The sequence below is a fragment of the Deinococcus sp. genome (assembly GCF_018260555.1).
In the GTDB taxonomy this organism is placed as follows: domain Bacteria; phylum Deinococcota; class Deinococci; order Deinococcales; family Deinococcaceae; genus Deinococcus.
Window position 1 is genome coordinate 1 of the sequence record NZ_JAGLBB010000060.1, and the last position, 18,999, is coordinate 18,999.

Genomic DNA, 18,999 nt, shown 5'->3' on the forward strand with positions numbered 1-18,999 from the left:
GCAGTTTGGGCAGGGAGTCTCGCTGATGGTCCACCTTACCCAATCGACTCCCGGAAGTCACCCTGCTGAGCAGTTACCTGCAGTGAATCAATCGGAATCCGGGTCAGGTGAACGCTGCGTGATGGCCGGACAGTCCGGTTGCGCGCTGGGCGGCGGTATGCTCGCAGGCGTTGAGGAGCGCGAGCCGCTCAGGTGATCGCCGCGACTCCGGGAGGAATACCACATGGCACCAGAACGGACCCCATCCACGTACGCCCCCGCCACCGCGTCCCTGACGCGCCTGAGCAGTTACCGCGCTCTGGCCGCGCACACCGAAGCCACCCGCGACCTGCACCTGCGCGACCTGTTCGCCGCCGACCCGCAGCGCGGCGAGCGCCTGAGCGCCGAGGGGGCCGGGCTGTACCTGGATTACAGCAAGAACCGCGTGACCGACGAGACCCTGAGTTTGCTGATGGCCCTGGCCCGCGAGACTGGTGTAGAAGCCCGGCGCGACGCCATGTTCGCTGGCGAGAAGATCAACGTGACCGAGGGGCGCGCCGCGCTGCACACGGCCCTGCGCGCCCCGGCCGACGCGACCGTGATCGTGGACGGCCGGAACGTGGTTCCCGACGTTCATGAGGTCCTTGACCGGATGGCGGCCTTCGCGGATCAGGTGCGCGCCGGAACGTGGCTGGGTCACACGGGTCGGCCCCTGAAGAACATCGTGAACATCGGCATTGGCGGGAGCGACCTGGGGCCGGTCATGGCCGCCGAAGCGCTGAAACACTACGGGCAGCGGGACCTGACGCTGCGGTTCGTGTCGAACGTGGACGGCACGGACCTGGTCGAGAAGACGCAGGGACTCGACCCGGCTGAGACGCTGGTCATCGTGAGTTCCAAGACCTTCACCACGCAGGAGACCATGGCGAACGCCCGGAGTGCCCGCGCGTGGCTGCTCGCGGCGTTGGGTGACGAGGCGGCGGTCGCGCGGCACTTCGTGGCCGTCTCCACGAACACAGAGGCCGTGCAGAAGTTCGGGATCGACACTGCGAACATGTTCGGCTTCTGGGACTGGGTGGGCGGGCGTTACTCCATGGACAGCGCCATCGGCCTGAGCCTGATGCTGGCCGTCGGGCCAGACGCTTTCCGCGAGTTGCTGGCCGGTTTCCACGCCATGGACGAGCACTTCCGGACCGCCCCGCTCGAGAAGAATCTCCCGGTGCTGCTGGGCCTGCTGGGCATCCTCTACAACAACTTCCATGACGCGCAGAGCCACGCGGTGCTGCCGTACGACCAGTACCTCGCGTACTTCCCGGCTTACCTGCAACAGCTTGATATGGAAAGCAACGGCAAGCACGTCACCCTGGGCGGGCAGCAGGTGGATTACCAGACCGGCCCGGTCATCTGGGGCCAGCCGGGCACGAACGGTCAGCACGCCTTCTACCAGCTGATCCACCAGGGTACCAAGCTGATTCCGGCGGACTTTATCGGCTTCTGCCAGACCCTGAATCCGCTACCGCTGGGTGACGGCGCGCCGCACCACGACCTGCTCATGGCGAACGTGTTCGCGCAGACCGAGGCGCTGGCCTTCGGGAAATCACTGGACGCCGTGCTGGCCGAGGGCGTGCAGCCCGACCTGGCCCCGCACCGGGTGTTCGACGGCAACCGCCCCACCAACACGATCCTCGCCGATCGCCTTACCCCGCACACGCTGGGCGCACTGATCGCACTGTACGAACACAAGGTTTTCGTGCAGGGCGCCGTGTGGGACATCAACTCCTTTGACCAGTGGGGTGTGGAACTCGGCAAGGTGCTGGCCGGAAAGATCGTGCCCGAACTGCACGCCGATTCCGAACCCGAGCTGAAGCACGACAGTTCCACGAATACCCTGATCCGCCGCTACCGAACGCGGCGCTGAAACAGCACGGATGGGGCCGGAGCACCCGGAGCGGGCCGCCCCGAGTGGAGGCACGGGGAGCGGTTTCCGGCTGCCCCCTGGGCTATGCGCGATGATGCTCGGGTCAACTTCCTGCGCCGGCTGCTGTCCGGGCACGGGGCAGAAGGGCACGGGCGGCTGGGCACCCAGCAGGTTCACGAGGACGCGGTTCATCCAGTCCCGCACGCCGGGAAGGATACCCAGATCAGCGCTCAGGCTGACCGTTCTCCCTGGCGTAGGGCGTTCAGGATCCCGGCGGCGATTTCCTCGACGCTGGCGCTGGTGGTGTCGCGCACGGGAATACCGGCGCGCTGGAACATACGTTCGGCGCGGCGGACCTCGTATTCGCACTGTTCGAGGCTGGCGTAGCGGCTGCCGGCTTTGCGCTGCGTGCGGATGGCGTGCAGACGGCGCGGGTCGATGGTCAGGCCATGCAGTTTGTGGCGGTGCGCCTCCAGGGGAATGGGCAGGCTGATGCGCTCAAAGTCGTCTTCGGCCAGCGGGTAGTTACTGGCCCTCACGCCGTGCTGCAGGGCCAGAAAGAGGCTGGTGGGGGTCTTACCGGCGCGGGAAACACCCACCAGGATCACGTCGGACAGGCCGTACTGCTTGTCGCCCACGCCGTCGTCCGTGGCGAGCGCGAAGTCCAGGGCGTCCATGCGGGACAGGTAAGCGTCGGTGTCGTGCATGTCGTGGTGGCGGCCCACGGTGCGGGTGGCACTCTGCTGGAATTCCTGTTCCAGGGCGCTCAGGCCGGGGCCGAGCAGGTCGAACACCTGCGCGGGGCACGCCTGGAGTTCGGTCAGGACCTCGGGGCGGGTGATGGTCGTGAACACCAGCGGGTGTTCGCCGCGCTCCGCGAGGGCCAGGACCTCGCGGGTGACGGCCTGCGCGGCGCTGAGGTCAGCGGTGAACGGGCGGCGCAGGTAGCGCAGCGAGTGACCGGGAAAGTGCGCCAGCAGCGCGCGGGCGATGCTCTCGGCGGTCAGGCCGGTATGGTCACTGACGATGACGACCGTGCGGGGATGGGGCGAAGGGCCGGGCGCGGCGTCTGCCTGGGTCATGCCTTCAGAGTGACACGTGATCCGGACTGCGGTTGATTCAGAACCGCACCGAATCAAGCCAAGCGGACGCGAGTAGGAACAGCACACGGATTGGGCGCCATGGATCCACAGGCGGCGGCCTTCCCGACGGTGGTGCCATGGAGCGCCGTCCGTACGATGCGGGTTCCGTTTGTTTCGCCGACAACCCGGAACTTCGCCGGATTGCCGGCTCCACGTCCGGAACCCGTTTTGCTCCCACTCGCTCCGCTCGGATTGAACGGGCTTTGCAGCCCATTCAACCCGGAGTCCGTATGAGGAGCTATCCAGACAGGCGGCCCGTGTCACTGGACAAGTGGCGGTGCGAGGGGGTGCCCTCGGGTAAGCTGGCGGGGTGCAACACTAATTCCCACGCTTCCAGTCTTCTGGAGGCCCTCTGGATCGGAGAAAAGCAATGGATATGATTCGTGTGTTCCATACACTAAAGATGACCGACGTGGAGATCGTGGGCGGGAAGAACGCCTCCATCGGTGAGATGATCCAGGGCCTCGCGGGGGCCGGCGTGCGCGTGCCCGGCGGCTTTGCCACGACCGCCGACGCGTTCCGGCTGTTCCTGACCGAGAACCGCAGCGAGGAGAGCATCAACGCCCGCCTGAGCGCGCTGGACGTGAACGACGTGGTGGCGCTGGCCCAGGCGGGCCGAGAAATCCGCGCGCAGATAGAGGCCGCCGCACTGCCCGCCGCGCTGGAACAGGCCATCCGGGACGGGTACGCCGCGCTGGCCGCCGAGTCCGGCATGACCGACCCGGACGTGGCCGTGCGTTCCAGCGCCACCGCAGAGGACCTGCCAGAAGCGAGTTTCGCCGGGCAGCAGGAGACCTTCTTGAACGTGCGCGGCATCGAGAGCGTGCTGCGCCACGTGCGGCTGGTGTTCGCTAGCCTGTACAACGACCGCGCGATCAGTTACCGCGTGCACCAGGGCTTCTCGCACGCGGACGTGGCCCTGTCGGCCGGCGTGCAGCGCATGGTCCGCACGGACCTGGGCGCGTCGGGCGTGGCGTTCACGCTGGACACCGAGAGCGGCTACCGCGACGCCGTGCTCGTCACGAGCGCCTACGGGCTGGGCGAACTGGTCGTGCAGGGGGCCATCAACCCCGACGAGTTCTTCGTGTACAAACCCGCCCTGAACAGCGGTAAGAAGGCCATCCTGCGCCGCACGCTGGGCAGCAAGGCCAAGCGCATGAAGTACGCGCCGGAAGGGGGCGTGCAGACCGTGGACGTGCCACTCAATGAGCAGCGCGCCTTCTCGCTGTCAGACGCCGACCTGACTGAACTGGCGCGGCAGTGCGTGGCCATCGAGAAGCACTACGGCCGCCCCATGGACATCGAGTGGGGCAAGGACGGCGTGGACGGCCGCATCTACATTCTTCAGGCGCGCCCGGAAACCGTGCAGAGCCGCGCCGGGCAGATCATGGAACGCTTTGAACTGACCGGCGGGGGCGACGTGCTCGTCGAGGGCCGCGCCGTCGGGAACCGCATCGGGTCGGGCGTGGTCCGGGTCGTCACCGACCTCTCCCAGATGAGTCAGGTGCAGGACGGCGACGTGCTCGTGGCCGACATGACCGACCCCGACTGGGAGCCCGTCATGAAACGCGCCAGCGCCATCGTGACCAACCGGGGCGGCCGCACCTGCCACGCCGCGATCATCGCGCGCGAACTGGGCATTCCGGCCGTGGTGGGCAGCGGAAACGCCACCCGTGAACTGCGCGGCGGGCAGACGGTCACAGTGTCCTGCGCCGAGGGCGATACGGGCTTCGTGTACGCCGGGCCGGTGCCGTTCCGCGTGAACCGCGTGGAACTGGGAAACATGCCCGAGGTTGGCATGAAGATCATGATGAACGTCGCCAGCCCCGACCGGGCCTTCAGTTTCGCGGCCCTGCCGAACGCGGGTGTGGGCCTGGCGCGCGTGGAGTTCATCTGCTCGAACGTGATCGGCATTCACCCCCGCGCCCTGCTGGACTACCCCAACGTGCCACAGGACGTGCGGGTACAGATCGACGAGAAGACCGCCGGGTACGCCACGCCGCGCGACTTCTTCCGCGAGAAACTGGCCGAGGGGGTCTCCTCCATCGCCGCCGCGTTCGCGCCGAAACCCGTGATCGTGCGCCTGAGTGACTTCAAGAGCAACGAGTACGCCCACCTGATCGGCGGGGCCGCCTACGAACCGCACGAGGAGAACCCCATGATCGGCTTCCGGGGGGCCAGCCGCTACCGCTCAGCGGACTTCGCGGCCGCGTTCGCGCTGGAATGCGAGGCCATCCGCTCCGTGCGCGACGACATGGGCCTGACCAACGTGCAGGTCATGATTCCCTTCGTCCGGACTGTCGGCGAGGCCGCGCAGATCATCGAGATCCTGGCTAAGAACGGCCTGAGACGCGGCGAGAACGACCTGAAGATCATCATGATGTGCGAGATTCCCAGCAACGCCATCCTGGCTGATCAGTTCCTGGAGCACTTCGACGGCTTTTCCATCGGCAGCAACGACCTGACGCAGCTGACCCTGGCCCTGGACCGGGACTCCGGGCTGGTCGCGGACCTGTTCGACGAGCAGAACGAGGCCGTGCTGACCCTGATGGCGCAGGCCATCGCCGCCGCCAAACGCGCCGGGAAATACGTGGGCATCTGCGGGCAGGGCCCCAGCGACCACCCGGACCTCGCGCGCTGGCTCATGGAGCAGGGCATCGACTCGGTCAGCCTGAACCCGGACAGCGTGCTGGGCACCTGGCTGCACCTCGCCGGTGAGGGCGCCGAGGCGCGGACGACTATTCATACAGATTCCGATTGATTCGGTGCAGTTCTGAATCAATCCGAGCAGACGCGAGTAGGAATAGCAGACGGGTTTCGCGGTATGGAGCCACAGACGGCGCTTTTCCGACTGTGGCGGAATGGAGCGGCAGTCCGTATCAGAACTGAAGGCCGGGCAGGGCCGGGGGATCGCCCCCGCGTTCCTCCTGGCATCCGCCCGGGTCAAACGGTTTGGCAGACCGTTCGACCCGCAGTCCCTATGGGTCGAGCTGAATGAAGATCGCCTTGAGGTACTGCGCTTCCGCGAAGGTCGCGTGATGGTCCGGGGCGTGCTGGCTGGTATGCAGTTCCTTCCAGGTGCGGCCGCTGCGGCCTGCGGCCTCGCGTACGGCCGCCCAGAACTCGTCGGCGCTGACGTGCGCGGAGCACGACGCGCTGACCAGGATTCCGCCCCGCGCGAGGCGGCGAATGCCGTCGGAGGCCAGTTTGCCGTACGCGCGGATCGCGCCTGTCCGTTCCGCTTCACGGCGCGCCAGTGACGGCGGGTCCAGCACCACCAGGTCGAACTCGCGGCGCGTTTCGGTCAGCCACTCGAACACGTCGGCCTGCACGGTCTCGTGCGGGGCGGCCAGTTTCGGGTTCAGGGCGTAGTTACGCTGCGCGCTGCGCAGGGCGTGGGCGCTGAGGTCCAGGCTGACCACGTCGGCGGCGCCGCCCCGCGCGGCGTACAGGCTGAAACCCCCGCTGAACGAGAAGGCGTTCAGCACCCGGCGGTCGCGGGCGTACCGCTCGACCCGGCGGCGGTTCTCCCGCTGGTCCAGGAAAAAGCCGGTTTTCTGACCGCGCAGCACGTCTGCCTCGAAGGCCAGTCCGGTCTCGTGGAATATGACCGGGCCGTCCGGGACCACGCCCGCCAGCACCTGACCGTCGTGCAGGCCGGCGGCGGCGGCGCGCACCTGAATGTTACGGCTCAGGCGCAGCACGACCCCACTGCCGGGAAAGCGGGCTTCGAGCAGGTCCAGCACGCGTTCCAGATGAGTAAACCACGCGGCGGTGTACAGCTTGAGGACCAGCGTGTCCGCGTAACGGTCCACGACCAGTCCCGGCCAGCCGTCCGACTCGCCGTTCACGGCGCGGTACCCGTCGGTGTCCGGGCCGAACAGCGGGGCGCGGCGTAGCAGGGCGGCGTCCAGGCGAGCGGCCCACCACCCGTCATCCAGCGTGACAGGCGGGCCGTGGTGCAGCACCCGCACGCGCAGGGGACTGTCCGGATCGAACAGACCGATGGCCAGGAAGCGGTCGCGGCGGTCGTAGATCACGGCGAGTTCCCCGGCGTCGCCCTCCCGGTTCTGGTCGCGCAGGCTGGATTCATACACCCAGGGGTGCCCGGCGCGGATGTGCGTCTCGGCAGCCGGAGAGACCCGCAATCTCAGGCGGGGACGGAGGATGGGAGCGGCGTCCTGCATCCGCCCAGCGTACCGCACGGGCCGCAAGCGACCGGCCCGTCAGGTGCAGTCACGGAACAACAGGGACAGGAAGGACCGCCGGCCGCATGAGCCGCCTAAAGTCCTTCCCGAATCGCCCGCTGGGGCGCAACGGTGCGCCTGGCACGCTGGCCACCTGAACCGACAAAGACTCTGGTCGAATGGCGTGGCAAGCCATTCGATCAGAGTCCGTAGCTGTCAGGAGACGGGACGCCTGTACTCTCCTCCGCCTGGTTCAGGCTTTCGCGGTGTCGGCTTCCGGTCCAGCCCGGCGGGCCAGGACGCGCAGGGCCAGCGGCGCCAGGATGGTTGTCAGCAGCACCATCAGCAGCACCTCTGCGTACACGTTCCCGGTGATGATCCCGGCACCCAGACCCAGGCTGGCGACGATCAGGCCGACCTCGCCGCGCGGGACCATGCCCACACCGACCACGAGCGCCTGCTGCCGGCCCATGCTGCGCGCGCCCAGCAGACCGCCCAAGACCTTGCCGATCACAGCCAGTACGGTCAGGATCAGGCCCGCGACGATCACGGTGGGGGTGCCCAGCACGTTCAGGTCCAGCTGCAATCCCACGACCACGAAGAAGATCGGGGCCAGGAACGCCTCCAGGGCGTGTACTTTCGACTCGAATTCCACTTCGTCTTTCACCTCGGCCAGCACCATGCCCGCCAGGAACGCCCCGATGATCGGCGCCAGGCCCGCCTCGGTACTCAGGGCAGCGGCGCCCAGGCCCACCACGATGGCCACGTTGAACATGCGCGCCATGCTGAGGCTGCGCAGCCGGGGCTGGAAGCGGTGAATCAGGGGAATGCCGACCGCGAGGACCAGCGCCACGAAGCCCACGCTCAGGCCCAGGATCAACGCGACCTGCGCCGCCCCCATGCTCTCACCCGCACCCAGGCCGCTCACGACGGCCAGCAGGGTCAGGCCCAGAATGTCGTCAATGACGGCTGCGCCCAGGATCACCTGCGCGAAACGGGCGTCGAGCACGCCCATCTCCTGTAAGACTTTGGCGGTGATACCGACCGACGTGGCCACCAGGGCCGTTCCCACGAACAGCGCGCTCACGTTGCCCTGCCCCTGGAACACCCCGAAGCCGAAGCCGAGCGCCAGCGGAATGACGATGCCCAGCACCGCGACGAGTAGCGCCACCTTCCCCACGGCCAGCAGGTCCCGGAACCGGGTTTCGAGACCCACCATGAACAGCAGGAACACCGCGCCCAGTTCCGCGAGGCTCAGCAGGAAGTCGTCCGGGCGGGCCAGATTCAGCAGACTCGGGCCGATCAGGAGGCCCGCCAGCACCTGCCCCACCACCGCCGGCACGCCCAGTTTAGAGGCGACCGCACCGAACACGGACGCGGCCAGCACCACCCAGAACAAGCTGAACAGAAGGTCGGCCGTACCGGATGAACTGGCCGCCAGGGCACTCCCGGACGCCAGGGCCAGCAGCGGAATGATACGGGTTACATTCAACATCGATTACCTCCACGGGAACAGGGACTTACCATCAGGGCACCCGACTGTTTCAGCACTCTGTGCACCGGGTGTCAGGGTGAAGAGATGACCAAACAGCAATGGAGACAGTTCCATTCGAACTGTCTCCACCAGGGCGGCCTATGGGAGCCGTTCCCAGCCGCACAGACGCGACTTGATTGTCTCCCATCATAGCGTGCCTACGTCAGGAACGCGCCGACCCTAAAGGTCCCGGCAAGACCCCGCGCGACAGAGCGGGTGGGACAGACCATACAGCCTCCTCGCCACCCGCTCTGGTAGGCCGATCAGTCGGCGGCCTGCTCCTGCCCGTACACTTCCAGCACGCCGGCCGCGCCCATGCCGCCGCCGATGCACATGGTGATCAGGGCCTTCCCTCCGCCCCGGCGACCGAGTTCGTAGATGGCGGTCGTGGCGAGTTTCGCGCCGCTGCACCCCAGCGGGTGGCCCAGCGCAATCGCGCCGCCGTTCACGTTCATGATGTCCTCGTTCAGGCCCAGTTCCCGCGCCACGGCCAGGGACTGCGCGGCGAACGCCTCGTTCAGTTCGATCAGGTCAATGTCGGCCAGGGTCAGGCCCGTCTGGGCCAGCACCTTGGGAATGGCCTTCACGGGCCCGATGCCCATCAGTTCCGGGGCCACGCCCGCCACCGCGAAGCCCACGAACTTCGCCAGGGGTTTCAGGCCCAGTTCCTGCGCCTTCTCGGCGCTCATGATCAGCACGGCGGCCGCGCCGTCACTGAACGGGCTGCTGTTTGCCGCGCTGACCGAACCGGTCGCCTTGAACGCCGGGCGCACCTTGGCCATGTCCTCCAGGTTCGCGTCCCGGCGGATCAGTTCATCCCGGTCAAACTGAATGGTCTCGGACTTGACCTTCGTGCCCTTGACCGTATCCACGCGCACCGGAACGGGCACGATCTCGGCGTCGAACTTCCCGGCGTCCTGCGCCGCCGCCGCCCGCTGGTGACTGCGAAACGCGAACGCATCCTGATCCTCACGGCTGATGCCGTACTTTGCGGCGACGTTCTCGGCCGTCATGCCCATGCCGATGTACGCGCCGGGCCGGGTGTCCACCAGATCCAGGTTCGGGCTGGGGTTATGGCCGCTCATGGGCAGCATGCTCATGCTTTCCACGCCGCCCGCGAGCATCACGTCCGCCTGCCCGGTCTGAATGGCGGCCGCCGCCATGGCAATCGTCTGCAGGCCGCTGGAGCAGAAGCGGTTGATGGTCACGCCCCCCACGCTGTCCGGCAGGCCCGCACGCAGCGCCGCCAGACGCGCGATGTTCAGGCCCTGCTCGGCCTCCGGAATCGCGCACCCGAAGTACACGTCCTCGACCAGCGCCACATCAATCCCGGCGCGCTTAACGGCCTCGTTCATCACCAGCGCCGCCAGATCGTCGGGGCGGGTGTTCGCCAGGGTACCTTTCACGCCACGACCAACGGGCGTCCGAACAGCAGAAACAATAACAGCGTCACGCATTAGGGTTACTCCTTGGAGGATTCGACCGGAATTCAGGTCGGATGGTTCTTCTGAGATTGCTGCCAGAGATCATCGAACTCGGCAGCAGACATAGGTTGAGCGACAAAGGATTCATTCGGATCTCTGAGCAGTGAATCGAGACCCGGCCAGGGGTGGTCTGAAAGCACAGGAGAACCTCTGCTTTCGCCCACACGACCCTCACATCAGTCACCCCTCCACCTCCGGCACCACGCGGGCAATGAAGGTTTCGAGCTGGGCGTCGTACTGGGCGGGGTCAATGTTCCACACGCGGATGTGTTTGCCGCCTTCCACGCGGTGGTATTCGACGAGGTCGGGGCGGGCGGCGGCCAGACGGTCGGCCTGCCTGATGGGAATGGTGCGGTCGCGGGTGCCGTGCCACAGGATCATGGGCACGTCGAAGGTGGGGGCGGCGGCGATCTGATCGACAGTGTCGAAGTCCTGACCGCTGCGGCGCGTGACGATCCGTTCGACGAAGCGTGCCACGTGCCGCGCCATGAACGCCGGGATGCCGAAACGGGTGCCCTGCGAGCGGATGGTGTCCCGCCAGTCCAGCACGGGGCAGTCCAGCATGACGCCCAGGATCGGCAGCGGGTACGGTCGGTGCCTACGGCGCAGGACGCTCAGGGCGATGTTGCCGCCCATCGAGAACCCGTACAGCACGGCCCGTCTGTACCCGGCGTCCTGCGCCCAGTGCAGCGCGGCCAGCACATCCTCGGCTTCCTGGTCACCCAGCGTCAGGTAGCCCTGAGGGGAGGCCGGAGCGCCGTGTGCGTTGCGGAACGTGACGAACAGGCTTCCCGTTCCGGTGCGCTGCAAAGCCGGGAGCATCCGGAGCGCCTGGGCACGCTGCCCGCCGTGCCCGTGAATGACGATCACCAGCGTATCCGCGCGGCCCGGCGCGTCCCCGCTGGGCGGAATGTGCCACGCGGGCATGTCGCCCAGCGGCGTGCGGACGGCCGTGTGCTCGAACGCCACGCCCAGTTGCGCGGGCGTGCCGTTGTACACGAAGGTACTGGCCCACGCGAGCGCTCCGTTGGGCAGCACGCCACGCTCGCCCGTCACCTCGCGGCGCACCAGCGTCCCCACGACCTGCCGCTCCCCCAGCACCGCGTGCCCCCTGTTGGGCAGGAGCGGCAAGAGCCCGATCGGCCCGCGCGAGAGCGTCTCGGGACTGGCCGGCAGGAACACACTGTTCCCCCGCCGACCCACCGGCACGATCACGCCCTTCACGCGGCGCGTCTTGCTGCGCAACGTGATCTCCGCACCCAGGAACGCACCCGCCAGGATCACCCCGGCGTAAGCCAGGGCGGCCCAGCCGAGGGCGCGGCGTTTACGGACGTTCAGGAGTCGGTCGGTCAGGTGGCCGCCGCTTGATGGGTGATGGTTGATGGTTGATGGTTGGCGCTTCATGCTTCGGCCTTCAGGTTACGGGCGAGGGCGCTGAGCATGGCGGCGATGGTCTGCGCCTGCTCGTGAATGCTCTGGGTGTCGGCCTGCGGGACGAAGCCCAGCCGCACGGCGAGTTGCAGTCCGCTGGCGACCTCGTACGTGGAACCTCTGGCCTGCGTGAGGAAGTGGGCGAAGTCCTTGCGGGAGTCTCGCCCGGCCCCTTCGGCAATATTGAGGGTGACCGAGGTCGCCGCGCGGCGCAGCTGATTGGTCAGGCCGAAGCGTTCATCCTGAGGAAAGCTCCCTGACACGCGGTAGACGTTCGCCGCCATCTCCACCGACAGGTGGTAGACATCCAGTTTTTCGTACCCGAAGAAGCGCGCCTGAGTCATCTGTCCTCTTTCAACCTTCATCCATCAACTATCGACGTTAGTTGCGCAGCGGCTTGCCGGTTTTGAGCATGTGCTCGATGCGTTGCTGGGTGCCTTTCTTCCCGAGGAGGGTGAGGAAGGCTTCGCGTTCGAGGTCGAGGAGGTGCCCTTCGCTGACTTTGGCTGCGCGGTTGTTGCCGGTGCCGCCGCCGAGGACGCGGGCGAGTTCGCCGCTGACGACGAGGTCGTAGTCGGTGATGTAGCCGCCTTCGTGCATGCCGTACAGGGCGCTCTTGATGGCGGCGATGGCGGCGTCGCCCATGGTGGGGATGTCCTGGCGGGGGGTGGGTTGCACGTAGCCGGGGGCCAGGGCGAGCACCTGGCGTTTGGCGTCTTCAAGGATGTGGTTTTTGTTCATGGCGACGGTGTCGGTGTCGCGCAGGAAGCCGAGCTTGCGGGCTTCGAGGGCGCTGGTGGACACCTTGGCCGTGCCGATGAGTTCGAAGGCGCGTTGCACGGCGGGCAGCAGGGTGGCGCCGAGTTGCTGGCCGGGCTGCTGCTGATCGGTGAAGCGCAGCAGCATTTCCTTGGTGCCGCCCCCGCCGGGGATGAGGCCCACGCCGACCTCGACGAGGCCCATGTACAGTTCCGCACTGGCGACGACATGGTCGGCGTGCAGCGTGAATTCCGCGCCGCCGCCGAGGGTCAGCCCGAAGGGCGCGGCGACCGTGGGGTGGGGGCTGAAGCGCAGCGAGGTGGTGACCTGCTGGAACTGTTTGATCATGTCGTCCAGTTCGTCCCACTCGTCCGCCTGGGCCTGCGCGAGGATCAAAGGCAGGTTCGCTCCGGCACTGAAGTTCTCGCCCTGGTTGCCGATCACGAGGCCCGCGTAGCCCATGTCCTGCACGAGCTTGTGGGCGTCTTGCACGGTGCGCAGCTGGTCTTCACCGAGGGCGTTCATCTTGGCGTGCCATTCGGCGAGCAGGACCCCGTCGCCCAGGTCGATGACGCTGGCCCCGGCGCGTTTCTTGATGACCTTCGTGGCGTCTTTTTTCAGGTCGGTCAGAATGAAGTACGGCGCCTCATACGCCGTGGGCTGGCCTTCGGGGGTGACGGTCTCGTCGCCCGCGTAGAAGGCGTCCCGGCCGGACTGTTTCATGGCGGCCAGCAGGGGGGGCAGGGTGCGGCCCTCGGCTTCCAGGTTCGCGATGACGGTCTGCACGCCCAGGGTGTCCATGGTCTCGAAGGGACCCTGTTCCCAGCCGAAGCCCCATTTCAGGGCGTTGTCGATGTCCTGGATTCGGTTGCTGACGTTCCCGGCCATCTTGGCGGCGTACCAGAAGCCGTCGTTCATCACGCCGCGCAGGAACTCGCCTTCGGGCCCCTGAGCGGCGTACAGGGCTTTCACGCGGGCGTCGAGGGGCTGGCCCTTGACGGCTTCCACGGCGGCGACTTTAACGCGGCCCTGGTCCTCGTACTCGAAAGTGTCGAGGTTCAGGTTCAGGATTTTCGTCTTGCCGTCCGCGCCCTTGGTTTTCTTGTAGAAGCCGCTGCCGGTCTTGTCGCCCAGCATCTTCTTCTCTTCGACCAGCGTGCGGAAGGCGGGCGTCAGGGTGAAGTCCTCGTCGTCCGGGGTGGCCTGACCCAGGTCGCTGGCCACGTGGTAAATGATGTCCAGGCCCGAGAGGTCGGCGGTGCGGAAGGTGGCTGAGGACGCGCGGCCCAGCGCGGGGCCGGTCAGCTGATCGACCTGCGCGGGGGTCAGTCCAGTCTTCTGCATGTGCTGCATGGCGCGGATGATGCCGTACACGCCGATGCGGTTGGCCACGAAGCCCGGCACGTCGTTCGCGACGACGACGCCCTTGCCGAGGGTCGTCTGCGCGAACTCGCTGAAGGTCTCGGTGACGTTCGGGTCGGTTTTGGGGGTGGGGATGACTTCCAGCAGGTGCAGGTAGCGGGGCGGGTTGAAGAAGTGTGCGCCCACGAAGCGTCGCTGGAAGTCCTCGCTGCGGCCCTCGATCTGCAGGTGCATGGGGATGCCGCTGGAGTTGCTGCTGATGATCGCGGTTTTCTTGGCGACCTTCTCCACGCGTTCCCACAGGCTGCGTTTGGCGTCGAGTTTCTCGATAATCGCCTCGAGAATCCAGTCGGCGTCCTTGAGGTTCTTGAGGTTGTCTTCGAGGTTGCCGGGCGTGATCAGGGCGGCGCGGGCGGGGTCCATGAAGGCCGCGGGGCGGGCCTTGAGGGCACGCTGAATGCCAGCCTTGGCCAGGAAGTTGCGGTCGGGGTTGTCCGGCAGGACGATGTCGAGCAGCATCACGGGAATCCCGGCGTTGGCGAGTTGCGCGGCGATGGCGGCGCCCATCACGCCCGCGCCGATAACGGCAGCTTTCTGTATTTTCATGCGACCTCCTGAGGGGGCTCATACGGACTGCGTCGTGCGTCGGTCCCATCCCGGCACTCCACCGGGTTGTCCACTCCACGCCCGGCAGCCCGCCTGTCTCCTCTTCGCTCCGCTCGGATTGAACGGTTGTTGCGAAACCACTGAACCGGAGTCCGTATCACTTAAAGTTAGACTCGGTTCAAGTTTACGGCGGGATCGGGGCGTTTGTCCACCACACCCGCGGCCCGCCCAGCGACCGGCACAGCGCAGATCCCGCCGCACAGCACGCCGCATTCCACGCTGCGCCGCCTCATACGGATTGCCGTCTGGCACGTTGAAAACCCAGAGCGTCACCGGGTTGACACCTCCACGCCCGGCAGCCCACTTCCCTCCAACCCACTGGGCGGCGCATCTCCACCTGTCCCCCCGGCTTGAAGGGTTTTGCACCCCCCTCCACCGGGGTCCGCCTGGCGCGTCCGGCAGCGGCGTCACACGGGACACCATGCGGCCCCCGAGCAGAGGCCCGCGCGGGCTACCCGATGAACTGCCGGACCACGACCACCAGCGCCAGCCCCGCCAGTGCCAGCAGCGCAGCCACGCTCAGGCGGCGGTCCACGCGCCACCCGGCCAGCGCCACCCATACGGCCGCCAGTACCGGCACCGACGCAATCCACACCACACCCACCCACGCATAATCAGGCAGCAGCACCCCGACCACCAGCAGGGTCACGCCCACCCAGAAGCCCAGCGGGTACAGCCACGCGGGCAGCCCGGCCAGCTCGGTCTCCGGCCCGGATGGAGGTCCAGAAGCACTCACGCCTGCCCCCAGTACTTCCAGAGCAACTGCCCGGACGTGAAGATCAGCAGCAGACTGAAGAACAGCTTGAGCTGCGCGGCCGGAATGCGGCTTTGCAGGGTCGCCCCAGCCCGCGCGCCGATGAGTACGCCCAGCGCGATCCCGGCCGCCAGCCGAACGTCCAGCAGGCCGCCCGCCTGGTACACCAGCGCGTTGCCCACGGCCGTCAGGCCCATAATGAAGGTACTCGTGGCAATCGCCTGCCGGATCGGTACGCCTGCCAGCAGATTCAGGACCGGTACCTGCACGGTGCCCCCACCGATGCCCAGCAGGCCACTCATGACCCCCGCGAACGTCATGGCGGGCGGCACGAGGCGCGAAGGGGGACGCTCGACCTCCACCCGTTTCAGGCCCCGCAGCAGGTTGTACGCGGAGTACAGCAGCAGCAGCGCGAACACCGTCGCCACCGCCCGCGCTGGCAGGATCAGACCCAGGAAACTCCCGGCAGCGCCGCCCACAATCGTGTACGGCGAGAGCAGGTACCCGGTGCGGGCGCGCACGAGTCCCTGCCGCAGGTAACTGGCCGCGCCGCTCAGACCGACCGCCAGCACCCCGATCTGACTGACCGCCACCGCCTGCCCGATACTGATATCCCGCCCGAAATGCGGCAGCACGAACTCCAGCGCCGGCACCACGATCACGCCGCCCCCAAGACCCAGAATCGCGCCCAGCACGCCCGCCAGCAGGCCCACGCCGATCACGGCCACCATCATCGCGCTGATCACGAGGGAATCACACCCATGAACGTAGCGTATTTACAGCCGCAGTACGTCGAACCTGGCGCGGCTCAGAGTGATGAACTGACCCGCCTGGCTACAGGTAAGGCCAGCGCGGCGGCTGGGCAAGCAACGACAAAAAGAAGACCGCGCACCAGGCGCGGTTTCTTATGGTGGAGGCTTGGGGATTCGAACCCCAGACCCTCCGCTTGCAAAGCGGATGCTCTCCCGCTGAGCTAAGCCCCCTCAGCGCCGTGAACTGTAGCAGTTGGCGGGGGGTTTGGCAAGTGCGGGCCAGATGGCTCGTAGGGCCTGCTGTTGATTCGGAACCGCACCGAATCAATCCGGGTGGATGCGAGTAGGAACGAAATGCGGATTGAGCGCAATGGGGCGCAGGCTGTATGAGGCGTGGGGGGCGGCGGGTGGGTAGCATGGGGGAATGTTCGGTCGCCGCGCACCTCTGCCTGCCTTTCCGCCTGGGGCGCTCCTGGTGGGTGGGGCGGCGCGCGACTGGTTGCGGGGCGTGCCAGCCAGGGATTTTGACTGGGCGGTGCCGGACCCGGTGGGCGCGGCGCAGGAGTTGGCGCGGGCGTCGGGGGGCGCGGCCTTTGCGCTGGATGAGGAGCGTGGGTACTGGCGGGTGAGTGCGCCGGGGGGCGTGCAGCATGATCTGGTGCCGCTGCCGGATGATGTGACGGCGGACCTGTTGCGGCGGGATTTCACGGTGAATGCGCTGGGTGTGTGGGCGGACGGGCGGGTGCTGGACCCGGCGGGTGGCCGAGCGGACCTGCGCTCGCGGCGGTTGCGGATGGTGTCGCGGGAGAACCTGCGGGCCGATCCGTTGCGGGCGTGGCGAGCGGCGCGGTTTGAGGCCACGCTGGGCTTCCGACTGGAGGCGGCGACGGAGGCGGCGGTGCGGGAGGTCGCGGCGGACCTGGGGGCGGGCCGAGTGCCCATGCCCGCCTGGGAGCGGGTGCGGGATGAACTGCACGCGCTGCTGCTGTCGCCGGACGCGGCGCGGGGCGTGGGCCGCCTGGAGGACCTGGGCCTGCTGGCCCTGTCCGTTCCGGAGTTGCGTGAGGGCTTGGGGGTGGCGCAGGGCGGCTTTCATCACCTGGATGTGTTCGGGCACAGCCTGGAGGCGCTGCATCAGGTGCTGGCGCGGCGGCCGGACGCCCCGCTGACGCTGCGCTGGGCAGCCCTGCTGCACGATGTGGGCAAGGCCCACACGCGCGCCGTGGACCCCGTGACGGGCCGCGTGTCGTTCCACGGGCATGAGCGGGTGGGCGCCAGGCTGAGTGCCGAGATCCTGACCCGCCTGAAACTGCCGGGGGGTGACGTGCGGCGCGTGTCGGCGCTGGTGGGGGCGCACATGCTGCCGCTCCCGGCGAATGAGCGGGAGGCGCGGCGGTTCGTGTACCGGTGCCGGGACTTGCTGCCAGACCTGCTGTCTCTCATGCTGGCCGATCGGGAGGCGGCGCGCGGCCCATCAAGCAGCGAGGCGTCCCGGCGGGCGTACGCGCGGGGCTTTGAGCGGGTTCTGGCGGCCCTGGAGGATCAGCCGGCCCCCCCGCCGCCGCTGCTGGACGGGCAAGAGATCATGGCGCTGCTGGGTGTGCCACCCGGACCGCGCGTGGGCCGGGCAGCCCGCGCCCTGGCGGAGGCGGCCGCGCTGGGCGAGGTGAACACGCCGGACGGCGCGCGGGCGTTCCTGCGGGCGTGGGCAGAGGCGGACCCCCCGGCCTGATACGGATTCCGATTGATTCGCTGCGGTTCCGAATCAATCCGAGCGGACGCGAGTAGGAACAGCAGACGGGTTTCGCGGTATGGAGCCGCAGGCGGGTTCCGGGCGTGGGGTTGGCAGCCTGGATCAGGGGGACGGCCGGGGCATCCCCGCTATGCTGCCGCAGAGATGAATTCGTTGCGCCCCGACCAGTCCCGCCACACGCACGCCATCACGCCCGACTGGGTGGCGGACGCGGTGTTCTACCAGATCTTCCCCGACCGCTTTGCCCGGAGTGGCCGCGTGACGGGCCTGAACCTGCAACCCTGGGGTGACGAACCGCACGTTCACCGGTACATGGGCGGTGACCTGTGGGGAGTGATCGAGCGGCTCGATTACATTCAGGGTCTGGGCGTGACGGCCATCTACTTCTGCCCGGTGTTCCAGTCGGCCAGTAATCACCGCTACCACACGCACGACTACTACCGCGTGGACCCCATGCTGGGCGGGAACGAGGCCCTGCGCGCCCTGATCGACGCGGCGCACGCGCGCGGCCTGCGCGTGGTCCTCGACGGCGTGTTCAATCACGCCAGCCGGGGGTTCTTTCAGTTCAACGACCTGCTGAAGCAGGGCGAGGCGAGCGCGTACCGCGACTGGTTCCATGTGGACAGCTGGCCGCTCCAGGCGTACGACGAGACCCGTCCCGCCGGTTACGCCGCGTGGTGGGGCAACCGCGCCCTGCCGAAGTTCAACACTGGCCACCCGGCCGTGCGGGACTTCCTGTGGGACGTGGCCGCGTACTGGACGAAGTTCGGGATTGACGGCTGGCGACTGGACGTGCCGAACGAGATCGACGACGACTCCTTCTGGCAGGAGTTCCGCCGCCGCGTGAAGGCCGTGAATCCCGAGGCGTACATCGTCGGGGAGATCTGGGGCGACGCGCACCGCTGGTTGCAGGGCGACCAGTTCGACGCCGTCATGAACTACCACTTCATGCGCCCCTGCCTGGCGTTTTTCGGGGCGCAGACCCTGGACCAGCCCATGAACGAACGCAGCGGCACGGGCCACGTGGACGCCATGACGGCTGAAGCTTTCGCGGAGCGCGTGACCGCCCTGACCCGCCTGTACCACCCGGAGATCGTGCGCGCGCAACTGAACCTGCTGGACTCGCACGACACGGCCCGCTTCCTGACGGCCGTGGGCGGCGACGCGACCGCGTACCGGCTGGCGACCGTGTTTCAGATGACTGACATCTTTCAGTTTTAGAAAAGGACGTCCAGCACGGCTTCTGACCTCAGAATGAGGGTGTGAAACAGAAGATGA

At 67.5% G+C, this 18,999-nt stretch carries 13 protein-coding genes, 1 tRNA gene and 1 pseudogene; 5 read left to right on the plus strand and 10 right to left on the minus strand.

Translation table 11 applies throughout. From position 1 onward, the window contains the following. On the plus strand, positions 1–196 hold a 196-nt coding region (locus QZ271_RS11365), incomplete at its 5' end, for a hypothetical protein (RefSeq protein ID WP_291431528.1). Between the two features lie 27 nt (positions 197–223). Then, positions 224–1,897: a glucose-6-phosphate isomerase gene (pgi, locus tag QZ271_RS11370; RefSeq protein ID WP_291431530.1), complete on the plus strand. Its 1,674-nt coding sequence runs from the start codon at positions 224–226 to the stop codon at positions 1,895–1,897. Between the two features lie 230 nt (positions 1,898–2,127). On the opposite strand, the gene QZ271_RS11375 is transcribed toward pgi, so the two are convergent. Next, positions 2,128–2,979 carry a pyruvate, water dikinase regulatory protein gene (locus QZ271_RS11375; protein WP_291431532.1) on the minus strand — a complete coding sequence of 284 codons (852 nt, stop codon included), beginning with the start codon at positions 2,977–2,979 and terminating at the stop codon, positions 2,128–2,130. A 430-nt stretch (positions 2,980–3,409) separates the two neighbouring features. Here QZ271_RS11375 and ppsA point away from each other — a divergent pair, with 430 nt between their 5' ends. Beyond that, positions 3,410–5,800, plus strand: coding sequence for a phosphoenolpyruvate synthase (ppsA, locus tag QZ271_RS11380; protein WP_291431534.1), 2,391 nt, complete (start codon positions 3,410–3,412; stop codon positions 5,798–5,800). Between the two features lie 217 nt (positions 5,801–6,017). Here the strand turns inward: ppsA and QZ271_RS11385 are convergent, their stop codons facing one another. From QZ271_RS11385 to QZ271_RS11425, 9 genes are all read right to left on the minus strand, one after another. Then, a complete protein-coding gene (locus QZ271_RS11385; protein ID WP_291431536.1) occupies positions 6,018–7,226 on the minus strand; it encodes a 23S rRNA (cytosine(2499)-C(5))-methyltransferase in 1,209 nt (402 codons plus the stop codon). A 253-nt stretch (positions 7,227–7,479) separates the two neighbouring features. Beyond that, complete coding sequence (locus QZ271_RS11390; protein ID WP_291431538.1) at positions 7,480–8,721, minus strand: cation:proton antiporter; 1,242 nt, start codon at positions 8,719–8,721, stop codon at positions 7,480–7,482. Between the two features lie 302 nt (positions 8,722–9,023). Then, positions 9,024–10,217: a thiolase family protein gene (locus tag QZ271_RS11395; protein WP_291431539.1), complete on the minus strand. Its 1,194-nt coding sequence runs from the start codon at positions 10,215–10,217 to the stop codon at positions 9,024–9,026. Between the two features lie 207 nt (positions 10,218–10,424). Beyond that, positions 10,425–11,648 (minus strand): alpha/beta fold hydrolase, encoded by a 1,224-nt coding sequence (locus QZ271_RS11400; protein ID WP_291431541.1) that lies wholly within the window; start codon positions 11,646–11,648, stop codon positions 10,425–10,427. After that, positions 11,645–12,019 (minus strand): four helix bundle protein, encoded by a 375-nt coding sequence (locus QZ271_RS11405; protein ID WP_291431543.1) that lies wholly within the window; start codon positions 12,017–12,019, stop codon positions 11,645–11,647. The genes QZ271_RS11400 and QZ271_RS11405 overlap by 4 nt, the downstream gene beginning before the upstream one ends. A gap of 37 nt (positions 12,020–12,056) precedes the next feature. Then, positions 12,057–14,402, minus strand: coding sequence for a 3-hydroxyacyl-CoA dehydrogenase/enoyl-CoA hydratase family protein (locus tag QZ271_RS11410; protein WP_291431545.1), 2,346 nt, complete (start codon positions 14,400–14,402; stop codon positions 12,057–12,059). A gap of 511 nt (positions 14,403–14,913) precedes the next feature. After that, positions 14,914–15,198 (minus strand): hypothetical protein, encoded by a 285-nt coding sequence (locus tag QZ271_RS11415; protein ID WP_291431547.1) that lies wholly within the window; start codon positions 15,196–15,198, stop codon positions 14,914–14,916. After that, the gene (locus tag QZ271_RS11420; protein ID WP_291431550.1) at positions 15,195–15,950 is read right to left on the minus strand and encodes a sulfite exporter TauE/SafE family protein; all 756 of its coding nucleotides are present in this window, start codon (positions 15,948–15,950) and stop codon (positions 15,195–15,197) included. Before QZ271_RS11420 ends, QZ271_RS11415 begins: the two co-directional genes overlap by 4 nt. Before the next feature lie 174 nt (positions 15,951–16,124). Then, positions 16,125–16,199, minus strand: a tRNA-Ala gene (locus tag QZ271_RS11425). Between the two features lie 193 nt (positions 16,200–16,392). Between QZ271_RS11425 and QZ271_RS11430 the strand changes: the two genes are divergently transcribed. Further along, positions 16,393–17,700, plus strand: coding sequence for an HD domain-containing protein (locus tag QZ271_RS11430; RefSeq protein ID WP_291431549.1), 1,308 nt, complete (start codon positions 16,393–16,395; stop codon positions 17,698–17,700). Positions 17,701–17,865: 165 nt separating this feature from the next. After that, positions 17,866–18,924: pseudogene (locus QZ271_RS11435) on the plus strand (glycoside hydrolase family 13 protein); the annotation flags it as partial. Positions 18,925–18,999: the final 75 nt, after the last annotated feature.